This is a genomic window from Psychrobacter sp. G (assembly GCF_000418305.1).
GTDB lineage: Bacteria > Pseudomonadota > Gammaproteobacteria > Pseudomonadales > Moraxellaceae > Psychrobacter > Psychrobacter cryohalolentis.
Map to the genome: position 1 here is coordinate 1,366,482 of NC_021661.1, position 15,428 is coordinate 1,381,909.

General features: G+C 42.6%; 11 protein-coding genes. 7 read left to right on the top strand and 4 right to left on the bottom strand.

Features of this window, described 5'->3' with window-relative positions:
* Positions 1-112: 112 nt before the first annotated feature.
* The 3 genes from PSYCG_RS05760 to PSYCG_RS05770 form a co-directional block, all read right to left on the bottom strand.
* On the bottom strand, positions 113-1,111 hold the full coding sequence (locus tag PSYCG_RS05760) for an LLM class flavin-dependent oxidoreductase (RefSeq protein WP_020443356.1): 999 nt from the start codon (positions 1,109-1,111) through the stop codon (positions 113-115).
* A gap of 326 nt (positions 1,112-1,437) precedes the next feature.
* Complete coding sequence (locus PSYCG_RS05765; RefSeq protein WP_020443357.1) at positions 1,438-4,026, bottom strand: membrane-bound PQQ-dependent dehydrogenase, glucose/quinate/shikimate family; 2,589 nt, start codon at positions 4,024-4,026, stop codon at positions 1,438-1,440.
* Between the two features lie 214 nt (positions 4,027-4,240).
* A complete protein-coding gene (locus PSYCG_RS05770; protein WP_020443358.1) occupies positions 4,241-5,170 on the bottom strand; it encodes a LysR substrate-binding domain-containing protein in 930 nt (309 codons plus the stop codon).
* Between the two features lie 495 nt (positions 5,171-5,665).
* Here PSYCG_RS05770 and PSYCG_RS05775 point away from each other — a divergent pair, with 495 nt between their 5' ends.
* The 5 genes from PSYCG_RS05775 to PSYCG_RS05795 all read left to right on the top strand — a co-directional run bounded on the left by PSYCG_RS05775 (position 5,666) and on the right by PSYCG_RS05795 (position 11,946).
* A complete protein-coding gene (locus PSYCG_RS05775) occupies positions 5,666-7,327 on the top strand; it encodes an AmpG family muropeptide MFS transporter (protein ID WP_020443359.1) in 1,662 nt (553 codons plus the stop codon).
* 47 nt (positions 7,328-7,374) lie between these two features.
* Positions 7,375-8,301, top strand: a complete 927-nt coding sequence (prmC, locus tag PSYCG_RS05780; RefSeq protein WP_020443360.1) for a peptide chain release factor N(5)-glutamine methyltransferase — start codon at positions 7,375-7,377, stop codon at positions 8,299-8,301.
* A gap of 15 nt (positions 8,302-8,316) precedes the next feature.
* Positions 8,317-9,111 (top strand): HesA/MoeB/ThiF family protein, encoded by a 795-nt coding sequence (locus tag PSYCG_RS05785; RefSeq protein ID WP_020443361.1) that lies wholly within the window; start codon positions 8,317-8,319, stop codon positions 9,109-9,111.
* A gap of 74 nt (positions 9,112-9,185) precedes the next feature.
* The gene (locus PSYCG_RS05790; protein WP_020443362.1) at positions 9,186-10,541 is read left to right on the top strand and encodes an ABC1 kinase family protein; all 1,356 of its coding nucleotides are present in this window, start codon (positions 9,186-9,188) and stop codon (positions 10,539-10,541) included.
* Between the two features lie 103 nt (positions 10,542-10,644).
* Positions 10,645-11,946 (top strand): YbfB/YjiJ family MFS transporter, encoded by a 1,302-nt coding sequence (locus PSYCG_RS05795; protein WP_041772528.1) that lies wholly within the window; start codon positions 10,645-10,647, stop codon positions 11,944-11,946.
* A gap of 19 nt (positions 11,947-11,965) precedes the next feature.
* Here the strand turns inward: PSYCG_RS05795 and PSYCG_RS05800 are convergent, their stop codons facing one another.
* Complete coding sequence (locus PSYCG_RS05800; RefSeq protein ID WP_020443364.1) at positions 11,966-12,454, bottom strand: Lrp/AsnC family transcriptional regulator; 489 nt, start codon at positions 12,452-12,454, stop codon at positions 11,966-11,968.
* Positions 12,455-12,671: 217 nt separating this feature from the next.
* Here PSYCG_RS05800 and leuA point away from each other — a divergent pair, with 217 nt between their 5' ends.
* Both leuA and PSYCG_RS05810 read left to right on the top strand, forming a co-directional pair.
* Positions 12,672-14,456: a 2-isopropylmalate synthase gene (leuA, locus tag PSYCG_RS05805; RefSeq protein ID WP_020443365.1), complete on the top strand. Its 1,785-nt coding sequence runs from the start codon at positions 12,672-12,674 to the stop codon at positions 14,454-14,456.
* 278 nt (positions 14,457-14,734) lie between these two features.
* Complete coding sequence (locus PSYCG_RS05810) at positions 14,735-15,349, top strand: hypothetical protein (RefSeq protein ID WP_020443366.1); 615 nt, start codon at positions 14,735-14,737, stop codon at positions 15,347-15,349.
* Positions 15,350-15,428: the final 79 nt, after the last annotated feature.

The following is a 15,428-nucleotide window of genomic DNA, read 5'->3' on the forward strand; positions in this document are numbered from 1 at the left end:
GTTAAATCAAAAGACAGTTATTAAGAATTTATCAAGCCCTGTTTAAAAAACCTTCCCTTCCTTTTATTAGTAAGGGAAGGGTTTTTTAATATTATGCAAGTATTGCTGTTGGTTATAAATCAAATAAATTAAGCTCAGAGACAAGCTCAAGTGAGCGCAAACGTGCTGCTTGGTCATAGATGTTTGCTGTCACAATCAGCTCATCGGGCTGATAGGTAGCAAGAAACGCTGTAAGCTTTGGCTTGACAGTTTCAACAGAACCGATAAACGATACCGACAACGCACTATCCACCATCATTTTTTCAGCAGCGCTCCAGATACTATCCATATCATGAGTAGGCTTTGGCATTTGACCTGTTTCACCACGGCGTAAACGCACAAAGCTCTGCTGTGCTGAGGTAAAATTATAATGTGCGGTGGCATTATCGTCCGCAAGCAATAAATTTGCCGCTAGCATGACATAAGGCTTATCTAAATAAGCCGAGGGTCTAAATTGCTCTCGATAAGCATTGATGGCTTGCCCAAGCATTTGCGGTGCAAAGTGTGAAGCAAACACATATGGCAATCCTAAGTGCGCTGCTAAGGTCGCACCAAAAAGGGAAGAACCTAGTATCCAAATGGGAATATTAGATTTTGCACCGGGGAACGCCTGTACGGGACTATCATCTGTGCCATTTCCCAAAAAGTACATCAACTCTTGCACATCTTGTGGAAAGCGATCAGCATCTTGCATCTGGCGACGTAATGCCTGAAAAGTTGCACCGTCTGTACCGGGTGCACGACCCAAACCCAAATCTATGCGGTCGCCATATAATGCTTGCAGGGTACCAAACTGCTCAGCAATGACGAGCGGGGCATGATTGGGCAACATCACACCACCTGCGCCAATACGTATACGCTTGGTCTGAGCACCAATATGCGACAATAGCACTGACGTCGCTGCACTAGCAATACCAGGCATATTATGATGTTCTGCCATCCAATAGCGATTAAAGCCAGATTTTTCGGCTTGCTGCGCTGTTTCAACGGTTTGGGCGACACCTTCAGCAATGCTTTTACCTTCAGGGACAGGTGCGAGATCTAGGAAAGATAAAGGGATTTTGTTACTCATAAATTATCCAGTAGTGTATTAATTATTTTCTACTGATATGCTTATAGTCAGTGATAGTTTCAAGTACCTCTAGTCAATGTTAATGAATCATAACAAAGTAGACTAACTCAGTATTTAAGCTCACTTAACAATTATCAATGTGCGTTTATAGATATAAAGGCGTGCCTATAAAGTTGTAATACATTATGAATAGGGCACAAGCAATATTGCAGCACTAAAAAAAGCAGGCAACCTAAGTTACCTGTTTTTTTTGATTGGCTAGTGATAAAGCGGCAATGAATCAAATCATTAATACTTTATCAACATGACGTTATTTGGTTGAATGACTATTTAGATTGGTCACCAAGCTTATACGCCACGACATAATCACCAATGGTTGTACCCACTGAACCATGTCCACCAGCAACTAATACTACCATTTGCTCACCTTTAGAGTTCAAGTAAGTCATAGGAGTGGCTTGACCACCTGCTGGAATACGCACATTCCATAGGACATCACCATTTTTCAAATCATAAGCGCGGAAGTTGTTTTCGGTCGCCGCTGATAAGAATGCTAAGCCGCCTTTAGTAATGATAGGTCCACCGATACCAGGGACACCTAACTCCAATTTTAATGGAATAGGAGATAAGTCTTGTACGGTACCATTTTTGCGTTGATAAGCAATCTCACCTGTGGCCAGATCAGCACCTGCTATTGTGCCCCATGGTGGCTGCTGACAAGGTACGCCAAGCGGTGATAAAAACGGTCCCATTTCTACCGCATAATCTGCGCCTTCATTGGCATTCACACCTTGCTCACCTTTATTGGTTTCAACATCACCAAGTGTTTCTTTAGGAATGAGTTTTGACGTAAAGGCAAGGTAAGTTGGCATACCAAACATCACGCCATTTTCAGGATCGACGGCGATTCCGCCCCAGTTAAAGGTACCAAAGTTACCAGGATAGACTATGCTGCCATTCGTTGATGGTGGTGTATAACGACCATCATAATTAAGCTGGTTAAATTCAATTCGGCACATCATCTGATCAATCAGGCTGGCACCCCACATGTCTTTTTCTTTCAACATCGGTGGCTCAAAACTCAAACCAGAATACGGCTGAGTGGGTGCGGCGTGTTCACCTGCAATGAGATAGCCTTGCGGTGCATCACGTTCTTTGATTGGTACAATAGGCTCGCCTGTTGCGCGGTTCAAGACATAGACATCACCTTGTTTGGTCGGTACAACCAAAGCAGGTTGGACGCCATCATTTGTATCTAAGTCAAGCAACGTTGGCTGAGCAGGTGTATCCATATCCCAAAGATCATGATGGACAAACTGCTGTACCCAGCGCGCTTCGCCTGTATTAATATCTAACGCGACCACAGAGGTTGCATATTTTTCTTCAGCAGCGTTGCGGTAGCTGCCCAGCTGATCTGGCGTGCGGTTACCCATAGGGAAGTAAACCAAACCAAGCTCTTCATCAGCACTAGCGATCGCCCATGAATTTGGCGAGCTGGTTTTGTACGTCTGAGTAGGATCATTGACATCAAAAGGCGCGGTGTTGTCAGGGTCGCCTGAATCCCAGTTCCACAATAGCTCACCAGTATTGACATCATAAGCACGGATAACACCAGAAGGTGAATTTACATCATAGTTGTCATTGATGGCACCTGCCACAACAATAGTATTGCCTACCACTATCGGAGGCGACGTCGAATAGTAGTAGCCCGCCTGTGTAAATGGCATATTGTGCATCAAATCTAATGCGCCATCTTCACCAAAATCTTGACAGCGTTGGCCAGTATTTGGATCAAGTGCATATAACTTAGCATCAGAGGTTGGAATAAATATCTTGGCATCGCATTGTTTAGATGCGTTTTCAAAAGTATTACCAGTAACTTTTTGAACCATCATATTGCTGTGCACAGCAGATTTGTTGGTTATGGCTGTATTATTAGCCGTTGTATCATTGATGGCGCTATCGCTGTTTGCCTCATCATTAGCAACTAGAGGAGTACTATCCGTGCCAGCTTGACCAGCATAATAAGACACGCCTCGACATGTTTGGTGTTGGCGTTGCAGGTTCTTTTCTACTTTGGGATCAAACTTCCATAGTGTCTTACCAGAGTCTGCATCCAATGCCAGCACCCAGTTATGAGGAGTACACATATACAGAGCATTGCCGATTTTTAATGGCGTTGCCTGATAAGTGGTCTCGCCGATATCATTAGGACCTTTGACATCACCTGTTTGGATTTGCCAAGCAAGCTCTAAATTTTTGACATTGTCAGTGTTGATTTGAGTTAGGGGAGAATAGCGTTGCCCATAGTTAGTACGACCATACGCGCTCCACTCGCCGTCTGGTGTTTGTTGGCCATTTGATAGTGGGTCACCAAGATTTGCAGACGTATCAGATGAAGTGGTATCTTGATCGCCATCATCGGTGGCTGTTAAATTGAGCTCACCTAATTTGTCAGTAACATTGTTTGCTAAGCTTCCAAAAGAGAGCAGTGCACCCACACCTACGCTAGCGAGCAATCCCCAATAATAAAGAGGGTTTTTCTTAACAGTGTCTATAGTTGATGTACTACTAGCAGAGCTCGTCGATACTTGAGTCTTGTGACCACGCATCTTATTTGATACCCATGGCAAGAGCATCAACAGACCAAATATGAGCGGGAAGCCAACACGAGGCGCTAGCGCCCACCAATAGAATCCAGATTCCCAAAGTGCCCAAACAATGGTCGCTACTATAAAGATGGCGTAGAGTGCGTAAGCACTCCAATATTTTTTGAACAATAAAAATGCCGTCGTCAGTATGATAACGCCGGCAAAAAGATAGTAAGGACTACCGCCTAGAGAGAGCAGGTAAGCGCCACCGATAACCAAGGGGGCGGCAAAAACTGCCATAATGATCGCTACGAATTTTTCCATGAGCGCTACCACCTGTTTACATAAGAGCAAATGGACATGCAGTGATCGACACCCAGTAATAATGACTAATAACGAGATGTCTAGGCGTCCAGCAATACATGCATAATAAAAAATAAATCAAACGCTGAATGACGTTCTAGACTCTATTTTATCATTTATGCATAAGTTCGGTAAAGGTGGGGTAAGCTAGGAATAACGGTTTGGTAGGGATGTTTTAGTTGTTGAATTGTTTTTGACACAGCTCCATAAACGCCCGTCCATACTGACGAATCTCTGCGTCATCACGTACTGCCATCCAACTGGTAAAACGTCCAAAATGGTCGACTGGAATGGCTGTTAGATTTTGATAATGACTTGGCTCAAATGCCATTTCTGCAATAATACCAATCCCTAAGCCAAGTCCAACATAGGTACTAATCACATCAGCATCAAGTGCTGCCAATACAATATCTGGCTCAAGACCGGCATCGCTAAAAGTCTTGTCAATGGCGCCGCGCCCTGTAAAACCACCGTGATAAGTTACGATTGGATAGCTGGCGAGAGTTGGTAAATCGATAGATTCTAGTCCTGCCAATTCATGATCGCTTGGCACGATGACACGATGCGTCCAGTCGTAATAACGATAGCAGCGCAGATAGTTGTTATGTAGCAAGGACTCGGTTGCAATACCAATATCGGCCTGCCCACGTATCACCATCTGTGCGATGGTTTCAGGATCTGCCTGTTGTAGAATGAGATTAACCTTAGGAAAACGCTCTTTAAATTCTTTCACGACTTCTGGTAAGACATAACGTGCCTGAGTATGAGTCGTGGCAATTGTCAATGTACCGACATTTGGATTGTTAAAGTCGAGGCTGAGGTTTTCAATCGTACGGATTTCGGTAAAGATAGACTCAATATGCGGCATGAGCGCCGTACCCATTGTCGTAAGCCCCGTTAAACGTTTGCCTTGGCGCACGAACACTTCGGTTTTGAGCTGATTCTCAAGTGCTGCGATATGCTTTGAAAGACTTGATTGGCTGGTATGCAGTACCGTCGCCGCCTGACTTAAATTATAGCCATTGATTACGGTATGCCACACTGTCTCCAACTGTTTGAGTTGAATTTGCAGATGCCGCTGATTGACCACTACGTCGATTGCCATAAGTTAATCCCATTATATAAAGAGTCAGTCGTCTTTATAAAAGTTAAAACGCCCAAAAAACATAACAAGCGTGTAGTGTAAATCAAAGCTATTATTCTTGTATATAATAAATAGGTATCTATTTATACATATATGGAATATAGGAAAATCGCTTGGATAGTACGCTAGATAGAAATATAGTAGTAGTAAACCAAAAAATTATAGCTTAATTTATATTTAAGAAAGATTAAGATACATGTACTTACTAAGGCAAGCTATAGAGTATATCCGATATGCTCAATCAAGTAGTTAGTGGAAAAACATCTAGTCAATTTAAGCATTCTCAAGTACCATTATTCAATTTTGCAGCAAATATCATTTTCTTTGTACAGAGCTAGGCAATTTTTTGTCCTTTTTTATCCTGATAGTCTCGATGTCACACTGCCAGTAGATAAAATTTTTGGATAAAAAGTAGCGCACTGTCGTATTTTTTGTCTAAATTTTTGGTGAGTCGTTATGTCTGCTGTCCAACCTATTCCGCCCAATTCTACTATTGCCAAGAAGTCACTTAGCGAATCTTTGCAAGCTTATCTTGATCGGCGTTCACTTATCATGCTGTTCTTGGGCTTTGTCGCTGGCATTCCTATCTTACTAATTTTCTCTAGCTTATCATTATGGCTGCGTGAAGCAGGGATTGATCGTAGCGTAGTAACGATGTTTAGCTGGGCGGCGCTTGGTTATGCCTTTAAGTTTATCTGGGCACCACTAATTGATGCGGTGCCATTGCCAATATTAACCAAGCTCTTAGGTCGCAGGCGCAGCTGGATTTTGGTCTCGCAGATTATGATTATTGCCGCTATCTGTATTATGGCGAGTGTCAATCCAGCGAATGAGGGCAGTCTAGTCCTGATGGCAATAGGTGCAGTATTACTTGGCTTTTCATCAGCGACACAAGACATCGTTATTGATGCCTATCGCATCGAATTGGCACCACCAAGCCTACAGGCGGTCTTGTCTGCCATGTATGTGACCGGTTACCGTATCGGGATGATCGTTGCTGGTGCTGGGGCATTATATTTAGCCGATTACTTTGGTTCTACCGAGAGCTTTTATAGCTATGAGGCGTGGCGCAATACCTACTGGATTATGGCAGCGGTAATGGGCATTGGGGTTATTACCACCTTGGTGATTCATGAGCCGATTAGACAACAAGTGGTTGTTGAACGTAAAACGTCAGAATATACCCGTCTAGTATTAGTATTCGCTATATCAGTCATAGGTTTTGTACTGGTATTTGCTAATGCGGGCTTGGTCTTACCTGAGACAGAAAGTGTGTTCGCAGGCTTCTTAATCGAAGTAGTGCGTATGGTATCGAGTTTGGCAGCGGCTTTGATTATCGGTTACGGCTTAGTAAAAGCTAATCTTGTGGAGCAAGAGTTTGCTAAGACCACATGGATTGAGCCTATTGCTGACTTTTTCCGCCGTTACGGTAAAAAGGCGTTATTGTTATTGGCGCTGATTGGTCTTTATCGTATCTCCGATATTGTTGCCGGGGTTATCTCTAACGTCTTCTATCAAGACATGGCATTCACTAAAGTTGATATTGCCAACGCCGTTAAATTGGTTGGTGTTGTCATGGCAATTGCTGGTGGTTTCTTAGGTGGTTTATTAGCACAAAAGATGCGTATCATGCGCGCAATGATGGTTGGGGCAGTCCTCGCTTGCGTGACCAACTTGTTATTTATTCTGCTGACATACCATCCTGGGAGCTTGCCGTATATGTATTTGGCAGTAATCCTTGATAACCTTGCCGCAGGTCTTGCTAGTGCTGTATTTATTGCCTTTTTATCTGCATTAACATCTATTCGATTTACTGCCGTCCAGTATTCAATATTTTCATCACTAATGACATTATTACCAAAAGTGGTGGGTGGTTATTCAGGCACTATCGTAGATAGCACCAGTTATCCCTTCTTCTTTATGTTTACTTTTCTAATTGGTATTCCTATTTTAGCGCTGATTTATTATGTTGATAAATATATCGTAATTGGTGACAATGATGATATTTACGGCGATGGCAGTGACGATAGTAATAGTGGCAGTAATAAAGGTGTTGAGTTAACCAAAGCCAATCCTAATTTAACCAATACCAATGAGCCACCGCGCGCATCAGAGTAGGTTAGAGGTTATAAAAATAAAGCAGATATAATTATTAAGAGTCATTTATGACAGCGCAAAAAGCAGCAGACGTAACAGTATGGCAAATCAAGCAGCAAGCGATACAAATGGCGGAAGAATTATCTGTTCCGCCATTTTGGATAACAGATTGGCTGTTATATATCATTGATAAACCTGCGCTATTTTTAATAACGGATGATAGCTATCAGCTAAGTGATGTTGAGGTTGAGCGATTTAATGTTGGTGTGACCAAAATGCAGCAAGGTACACCATTGGCTTATTTAACGGGTATACAGGCATTTTGGTCGCTTGATTTTGCCGTTAATGAACATACCTTAATTCCCAGACCCGATACTGAAGTTTTGGTTGAGCAAGTACTACATTGGATAAATACTGCCAATGAAGAGTTTGTGCCTAATGCTGCTAGCAATAAGCGTCTGCTTGATCTGGGCACGGGTTCTGGTTGCATTGCCATCAGTCTTGCTCACGAGTTAAAGCTGGCTCGCAAATTGGAACCAGTAAGCTGGCAAGTCGTTGCTGTTGATTTCTCGCTAGAGGCGCTAAAAATTGCTCAGCATAATGCGGTTAGTAATGCTGTAGATATCGAGTTTGTCCATAGTAGCTGGTATGATGCACTCTCTACTCAGGATGAACATTTATTCGATGTGATTGTCTCAAATCCGCCCTATATTGATGAGGCGGATGAGCATTTAGCAGGTTTATTAGCAGAGCCAATTAGTGCTTTGAGCGCCCCTAATCATGGTTTGGCTGATATCGAACATATTGTCCATCATGCGCCGCAGTATCTAAAAGTAGGCGGGCTACTAGCGATTGAGCATGGCTTTGATCAAGGGCATGCTGCACGCCAGTTATTTGCGGACAATCACTTCGATAATATACAAACGATTAAAGATTTTGGTGGGAACGATAGAGTGACGCTTGGGCAGTTTAATAAAAATAAGCGGCAATATTGAGTACTGGTAATCCATATGAGTAATGTAGAAACAGAAATATTGTTAGATGATGAGCTGCTGCGTTATGCGCGTCAAATATTACTTGATGGCTGGGATATTGATGCTCAGCTACGACTAAAATCATCACGTGTCGTCATGATAGGCGCAGGTGGGCTAGGTTGCCCAGCTTCTGAAACCTTAGTGCGTGCAGGACTTGGGCATATTCACCTAATTGATGACGATGACATTGAAGCCAGTAATTTACAGCGTCAAACATTGTTTTTACCGGAGGATATTGGTAAACCTAAAGCTATAACTGCTGCGCAAATGTTGATGCGTATCAATCCTTTAATCACAGCTCGCGGTACGATAGCGCGTTTGAGTGAAGACAATGCTTATGAGTTACTTGATATGGCGTCCGGTACGCCAGACCTATTGTTAGACTGTACAGATAATTTTGCTACCCGTGACATCATCAATCGTATTAGCGTGCGCTATCAGATTCCATTATTATCGGCATCTGCTATTGCAATGCAAGGGCAACTGGCACTATTTGAGCCACATCTAAATACCGGCTGCTATCACTGTGTGTTTGGTTCGGTAGTACTGGATGCCGAGGCGGATGAACGTACGTGTGCCAATTCAGGGGTGCTTGCCAGCACCACAGCTATCATGGGCAATCTACAAGCCAATGCTGCTTTACAATATCTAGGATTAACCAAAAATCCACTGACAAACAAACTGCTGATATGGGATGGCAGTCGGATGCAGCAACGCTTGATGGGATATCGAAAAGAGTCAGAATGTCCTGTCTGTAATAGCCTTTCCTAATTTCAATTAATGATTTTTTACCAATTATAATCGCCGATTCTCAAATATCCTTCTTATGACCACAGTTGTCTTTTATGAAAATTCATCGTCCGCATTTATTAAAACATACCTTTAATGTCGTTAATCGTGTTCGTCAAACAGCAAGTGTCGCTGGTTTATCAGCGCTTAGAGTGGCGAAGGGCGAAAAGCCTGATGCCATGCTGTTAAAAGAAACTTTTGAACAACTGGGTACGACTTATATCAAAATTGGGCAGTTTATTGCCAGTACGCCGTCATTATTTCCGCGCGAATATGTGCAAGCCTTTCAAAGCTGTTTGGATCAAACCACGCCATTGTCTTATGCTTATATCGAGCAAGTATTAACAGAAGAGCTAGCTGTTAATGGACTCACACTTGAAGAGACGTTTGCCTATATTGATTCAAAACCACTGGCTTCTGCTTCTATCGCCCAAGTCCACGCAGCGCGTTTGCATAATGGTGATGAAGTTGTCTTAAAGGTGCAAAAACCTGGCGTCGAAACCATTATGCAGACGGATTTGGGCGTATTACATGGCGTGACAAAGCTGGTTGAATTGTTGATGCCTTCAATGAGATTTGCCAGCATTGCACCGATTATTGATGAGATTCGTTTGCGTATGCTTGTGGAGACAGACTTTATCGCTGAGGCACAAAATATTCGTGACTTTCAGCAGTTTTTGGCAGTATCAGGCAATACACGCGTGGTGGCACCAAAAGTCTATGAGGCGTACACTACCAAGCGTGTGTTGACCATGAGCCGCTTATACGGTGTCTCTATGGTAGATGAAACTTTGATGCGTCAATATTGTACTGATCCTGCCCAAGTGATGGCAGATACGCTCAATACTTGGTTTGCAAGCCTGATGCTGTGTAATAGTTTCCATGCGGATTTGCATGCGGGTAATTTAATGCTATTAACTGATGGACGTATCGGATTTTTAGATTTTGGTATTGTCGGTAAATTGAAGGCTGAAAGCTGGCGCGCTTGCATGGGAATGATGCAAGCCATGCAGGATAATGATTATTATGCGATGGCACGCCATATGATAGATATGGAGATGACACATGGTGGTAATCAGGTTGATGTGGTGGCATTGGGTGATGATTTGCAGCGTATGATGAAGACCATCATGGCAGAGGACAAAGCCTTTACCAGTGGTGTGCCTTTTAATACGAAAGAGCAGGCGGATGAGTTGAATACAATGATGCTGGAGATAGTTGAGGTCGGTAAGCGTCATGGTATTCATTTTCCGCGTGACTTTGCTTTATTGACCAAGCAGATGCTCTATTTTGACCGCTTTATGCGTACGCTTGCACCTGATATGGATATGTTTAGTGATCAGCGCGTGCAGATGTTGGGACAAGCAGAGAGAAATGAGCAAGAAAATCGTCCAACACTCAATGTTTCGTAGGATTAAATACTATATTCAATGCTGTTCTAATACTCGTTCATAATTGTTGTTTACTGCTTTAACACAAAGGATTGTGTGCTTTTTGCCACAAAATGGCCCTGTCATGATGACTGCTCTCAAAAGCCGTGCTGTTATTACTATTACCAATGAAACAGCTGTTGCGTTGATTGGTATGTACTGTATGGCAGTAGTGATGGGGTTTGGACGCTTTTTATTTACAGCCACTTTACCTGATATTATGCTGCAATTGTCGCTATCCACGACCATTGCAGGCTGGCTGGCTTCAATCAACTATATTGGCTACTTTATTGGCGCGCTTATCGCGATGTTTGTGCCGCAGCGTTTAACATGGCATATGCTAATATTATGGACAATAGTTAGTGTCATTACTACCATTCTGTTGGTCGTGCCAAATATGTCATTAAATCTATGGTATGGCATTCGGCTGATATCAGGTATTGCAAGTGGTGTGGCGATGATTTTAAGCTCATCTTTGGTCATTCAAAGCTTCAGTCTTGAGCGCCGTTCAGTGCTATCGGCAGTACACTATGCAGGTATCGGCGTCGGTATCAGTGCCTCCGCAATATTGACGTGGTGGTTACTGACGCTTGGCTACCATTTCGACGTGATTTGGCTGATCGCTGGAATGATTAGCTTACCTGTTTTATGGTTGCTGTATGGCATACGTCCGTCTGCTATGGTTACTTTATCTGGTTCAACATCATCAAATCCAACATCAGTAAGCTCAGAAACACCCCAGAGTAATCATTATTCCTCGCTATATCAAACCTATATTAATTTTAAGCGTTCTTTATACGAGGCGCTAGCAGGTCATAGCAAGCCCATTGCATTATTGTTGACCAGTTATGTGCTGGCAGGCTTTGGTTATATTACATCGGCGACTTTTTTGCCGGTAATGGCAGCTCAGCGCTTGACCACTCAAAATTCTGCTGGACTGTCTATTTGGTTGGTGGTAGGTATCTTTGCCATGCTCTCAAACCCGATTTGGGGTGCTCTTGCCAAGCGTATTGGTGAAGTCAAAACCTTAATGGGCTTGACGTTATTGCAAGCGTTTGGCATGTATTTGCCAATAGGGTTTGATGGTGCTATTGGTTTATATGCTAATGCCATGATTTTAGGGTTAACCTTTGTGGGTATGGTCTCTATGACCTTGACGATTATTAAAAACATAAATCCCATCTACTCAAATCTGCTGATAGGACTGGCGACATTAGCCTATGCAATAGGGCAGTTCATCGGACCATTGGTAACGGTAGCGCTGGCGGGAGAGAATGATAACTTTAATGCAGGGTTGTTGGTAGCGGCTATAGGACTGCTGATAGGACTGGTTTTGGTATTCTTTTTATGGCGTCAAACGAACCGACTGCAAAAAATAATAATGTAAGCGAATCACTTTAGTAGGATTAAACCATACTGCGGCTAAATACTTCTCGCAGCTCAAAGCTGGTATGGACTTGTGCCACGCCTTCGATACGATTTAACCGATGCAATAAAAACTCCTCATAGTGAGCCATGTCCCGTACGCGTACTTTAATCAGGTAGTCCTCGGAGCGACCAGTGACGATACTACAGCTGATGACTTCATCGAAGCTTTTAACCTTGCGTTCAAACTGCTCAAAACGGTCAGCCGTGTGACGGTCCATACTGATAGCAATGAAAACTGCCAAGGGGTAGCCAAGTTTTTGGGCATCGGTTTGAGTATGATAACCGGTGATAACGCCACTATCTTCTAAGCGCTTAATACGGCGCGCGCAAGGGGTTGCCGAGAGATTAACGCGCTCGGCAAGCTCAGTAATGCTCATACGTGCATCGGTCTGCAATAAGCGCAATAAGCGTTTATCTGTGTCATCAATATCTGCAATTAACAGCTGATTAGAATGAGTATGTTGCATAATAAGTATCTTTTTTAGTGGATTATGCCAATTATAGCGTTTGATTTATCGCATTTCACTAATATAATGTAAATATACTTATTATAAAGCCGATATTCACCTTATAAACTTTGTTATTATAATGGCATAAGTTCGTATTATCTCGTATGATAAAGCAGGATTTTGGCATTGATTGCCTCACTAAAAATACCAACCTAATGCCATCTAAGGATTGATTATGTCTGACCAAGCAACACGCCCTGTAGCGCCTGCCGCTGCAAAGAGCACACCAAAAAAAGCCGCTTTCGATTTCCGTAAATATCGCCCTTTTGCATTTGCACCACTGTTGCCAGATCGTACATGGCCGAGCAAAACGCTAGAGAAATCACCGATATGGGCAAGTGTGGATCTGCGTGATGGCAATCAGGCATTGATTGATCCGATGACTATTGAACAAAAAATGCGTTTTTTTGAAACCTTGATAGATGTGGGTTTTAAAGAGATTGAAATAGGTTTTCCCTCAGCGGCACAAGTCGAGTTTGATTTTGCTCGTAAATTGATTGAAGAAAATCATGTGCCTGATGACGTGACTTTGCAGGTATTGGTGCAGGCACGTGAGCATTTGATTGCTCGAACTTTTGAATCCTTAAAAGGCGCAAAGCGTGCCATCGTTCATGTTTATAACTCAACTTGCCGTATTCAGCGCGAAAAAGTATATGCTAAAGATAAAGCTGAAATCAAAGAGATAGCTGTCACTGGTGCTAAATTATTGGTTGAATATGCTGCTAAATATCCAGAAACAGAATGGGTATTCCAGTATTCACCTGAGAGCTTTAGCCAAACTGAGACTGAATATGCAGTTGAAGTCTGTGATGCCGTTTGTGATATTTGGCAGCCCGAGAATGGTCAAGAGGTAATCTTAAACTTACCTGCGACGGTTGAGGCGTCAATGCCCAATGTATTCGCTGATCAAGTCGAGTATTTTTGTCGTAATCTTGCCAAGCGTGAGCATGTAACTATTAGCTTGCATACGCATAATGACCGAGGCTGTGCGGTGGCGGCGGCTGAGCTTGGTATGCTTGCTGGCGCAGATCGTATCGAAGGCACCTTGCTTGGTAATGGCGAGCGTACTGGCAATATGGATATCATGGTCATGGCGATGAATCTGTTTAGCCAAGGTATCGATCCTGAGCTTGATTTTAGTAACATGAGTGAGATTGTACAAGTCGTTAGCGAATGCAATAACTTGCCTCTGCATCCACGTCATCCTTATGTGGGTGAGCTTGTATTTACTGCCTTTAGCGGCTCGCACCAAGATGCAATCAAGAAGTGCCTCGACTATAATGAGAAGCATGTGGAGAAGACAGAAAACGTCTGGGATGTGGCATATTTACCAATTGATCCTGCACATATTGGTCGCAGCTATCAGGATGTGGTTCGTATCAATAGCCAATCTGGTAAAGGCGGTGTGGCTTATATCTTGCAGCGCAACTATGGCTTTAATTTACCACGTTGGATGCAAATTGACTTTAGTGGTGTGGTACAAAAACAAGCTGAAACCACGGCTCGTGAATTGCAGAATGATGAAATCTTACAGACCTTTGAAGACACTTATTTACAGCAAGGCAGTTTTGAGCTGTTAGATTATACGGTCAATAATAAAGGCGGCGAAGTCTACTTTAACGGTCAAGTTCAGATGAATGGCGATACCATCACTATAGATGGTGATGGTAATGGGCCGTTATCTTCGTTTATCGATGGATTGGCGCAGCATACAGGCAAATCAATCCATGTCATTAACTACGCTGAGCATGCAATCAATCCGCAGCATAATAGCGGTGATGGTATCAATGATGATAACAATAGAGACAATAAGACAAATGCCAATGCTGCTGCTTATATACAGCTAAATGTAGATGGTGAAGTTTATTCAGGTATCGGTACTTGTAGCAGCACGGTATCAGCCATGCTAAAGGGCGCATTGTCAGCCTTTGCTCAAGCAGTTAGTATCGCTGCTGTTTGATAACTAAGTACTTAAGAATTTAAATATTTAGGTATATAGGTTTACGTTTATATAAGTATAACGTCATGACTCATTGCGATAAGCAAATCAGAGCCATGGCGTTATTTTTTATGTTTGAAGCTATGTTTGAAACTCAGTAATTAGAGATCTTATTGAAGTGCTTACCACTGAGAGGTTAAAGCCTAATAGCATAATGTTACTTGTGTTTTCGGTGACTAAGACTTACGCTAATGTACATAGCACTCATTATTATAATAGTATAAATAACAAGGTTAATTATGGAACCTCTCTCATTTGCTTCATTTTCATTAGCCGCTATTTTGGCATCATTGCCAGTAAATGGCGAAGCAGTTAGTAAGCCGACCATTACCACACATATTAGTCCTGCGATTGCTGGACAGTGGGAGATTGATTTAGACAGTAGTATCACGATGACCAAAGAAGCTGAGGCGCGGCAAGCAGCGTTAAAAGATAAGAGTCAGATTAAAAGTAACGAACCTAAATTCGACGCCGGTGCAGGACTATTGACACAAAACGAAAAACGTCTTATTAATATTCAAACTGATACCAGCAAAAAACTCATTGCATCAGCAAAGAAATCTGCTCAGTGCAGTGAGCTTTACAATTTTGCTGCTGATAATGAAATGTGGTCAGTCAGTGGCAAAGAGTGGACTTATGGACGTTATTTGATTACGCACCGTGAAGAGGGGCTACCTATCATTGCTATTAAAACCGTTTACGATAACAATGAAGTGGATTGCTCCGGCAGCCAGATAGATCAGAGCAATGAGGCGTTGATTGCATTTTTAAATCATGATGGCAATCAAATGCAGTGGTGTGCTGATCCTGATGGCAAAGAGTGCTTTATGAATTTTAATAGAATTCTGCCATAGTAATGGTTTTTCGGTGACTTTGCTTTAGCTTTAATTACAATCATCATTAAAAAACCGCTATCCATGCAGATAGCGGTTT

Excerpts from the sequence above, each read along its gene's own strand:
- PSYCG_RS05775 (WP_020443359.1), top strand. The coding sequence starts at position 5,666 with ATGTCTGCTGTCCAACCTATTCCGCCCAATTCTACTATTGCCAAGAAG.
- PSYCG_RS05785 (WP_020443361.1), top strand. The coding sequence starts at position 8,317 with ATGAGTAATGTAGAAACAGAAATATTGTTAGATGATGAGCTGCTGCGT.
- prmC (WP_020443360.1), top strand. The coding sequence starts at position 7,375 with ATGACAGCGCAAAAAGCAGCAGACGTAACAGTATGGCAAATCAAGCAG.
- PSYCG_RS05800 (WP_020443364.1), bottom strand. The coding sequence starts at position 12,454 with ATGCAACATACTCATTCTAATCAGCTGTTAATTGCAGATATTGATGAC.
- leuA (WP_020443365.1), top strand. The coding sequence starts at position 12,672 with ATGTCTGACCAAGCAACACGCCCTGTAGCGCCTGCCGCTGCAAAGAGC.
- PSYCG_RS05795 (WP_041772528.1), top strand. The coding sequence starts at position 10,645 with ATGATGACTGCTCTCAAAAGCCGTGCTGTTATTACTATTACCAATGAA.
- PSYCG_RS05760 (WP_020443356.1), bottom strand. The coding sequence starts at position 1,111 with ATGAGTAACAAAATCCCTTTATCTTTCCTAGATCTCGCACCTGTCCCT.
- PSYCG_RS05810 (WP_020443366.1), top strand. The coding sequence starts at position 14,735 with ATGGAACCTCTCTCATTTGCTTCATTTTCATTAGCCGCTATTTTGGCA.
- PSYCG_RS05765 (WP_020443357.1), bottom strand. The coding sequence starts at position 4,026 with ATGGAAAAATTCGTAGCGATCATTATGGCAGTTTTTGCCGCCCCCTTG.
- PSYCG_RS05790 (WP_020443362.1), top strand. The coding sequence starts at position 9,186 with ATGAAAATTCATCGTCCGCATTTATTAAAACATACCTTTAATGTCGTT.
- PSYCG_RS05770 (WP_020443358.1), bottom strand. The coding sequence starts at position 5,170 with ATGGCAATCGACGTAGTGGTCAATCAGCGGCATCTGCAAATTCAACTC.